The sequence below is a fragment of the Psychrobacter luti genome, from assembly GCF_014192115.1.
GTDB lineage: Bacteria > Pseudomonadota > Gammaproteobacteria > Pseudomonadales > Moraxellaceae > Psychrobacter > Psychrobacter luti.
The window spans coordinates 1-1,285 of sequence record NZ_JACHXL010000016.1 but is presented as its reverse complement, the minus strand read 5'-3'; the positions used below and the strand labels follow the sequence as shown (position 1 = coordinate 1,285).

Annotated in this window: 1 pseudogene; it reads left to right on the top strand. The window is 43.0% G+C overall.

Going from position 1 to position 1,285, the window contains the following annotated elements:
- Window positions 1–629: 629 nt before the first annotated feature.
- Window positions 630–1,285, top strand: a pseudogene (locus FHS24_RS12315) (hypothetical protein); the annotation flags it as partial.

Here is a 1,285-nt window from a genome sequence, read left to right as displayed (position 1 = left end):
AGTTCTTAGGTGGTATCTACCAAGAGGCGCTAGAGCCAGGTGGGTCTGGCACAACAGCTGGAACGGGTACAACCTTCCAAGGTACCTTTGGTGCTGTAAAGCAATAATCTGGTCTGATAGTTTATAAGATAGAAAAAGGCACCTAAGGGTGCCTTTTTTTACAGCCTAAATTTACTTAAATATTTTTAAAAACTTGAAAAGCTAGCTATCTAAAATAACTGAAATTAGTTTCTTCAAGAGCAAAAGTCTGTTTTTTTTAATAAATTAATTATTTTCTATTACTTGAGAGTTTTTAGTTACCAAACAAATATTTAATAAAAGTTTATGATATCTGGCTAAATATATTATCAGATTAGAAATTCTATGATCTGAAAATTCAAGAAGTGCATTAGAGATAGTCTTATATTGCATAGCTTTAATATAGTTAATATCCTTGTATACTGATATATATTATTACTATATTTATTACTGCAGATTAATTGGTAACCAAAGATTACAATGAACAACATTTCAATTATATTAATTGACTTTTTGTACGGAATTTGTTTATCTATAAGAGCAACTCGATAAATGTTGTTAAGAAGAAGCTAATTAACGGACTACCATAAACTCTTCATGGAGGAAGACGAATGTCACCTAACATTCATTCAGGTTCATATCTACCAATCGCAAAAAAGCTAAAAACTCCCCTCAAAGCTAGTATTGTTCTTTTAACTTCAATGATTTTGGCATCTTGTGTCATTGACGGTGATACCGGTGCTACTGGCGCAACCGGCGCTACAGGTATGCCTGGCGCTAATGGTGCACCTGGAGCTTCTGGCAACAATGGAGCAGATGGTGTCAAAGGCGATAAAGGCGACACTGGAGCTGCTGGCAACAATGGAGCAAATGGCGATAAAGGCGATACTGGTGCTAACGGAAACGATGGTGCAACAGGTGCAACCGGACCTGCTGGAAACGATGGTGCAACAGGTGCAACCGGACCTGCTGGAAATGATGGTGCAACAGGTGCAACCGGATCTGCTGGAAACGATGGTGCAACAGGTGCAACCGGACCTGCTGGAAATGATGGCGCAACCGGTGCAACCGGACCTGCTGGAAACGATGGTGCAACAGGTGCAACCGGTGCAACCGGACCTGCTGGAAACGATGGTGCAACCGGCGACACTGGCGCAACAGGTCCAGGCGGCGGCGCAACAGGCGACACTGGCGCAACAGGCGACACTGGCGCAACAGGCGACACTGGCGCAACAGGCGACACTGGCGCAACAGGCGACACTGGCGC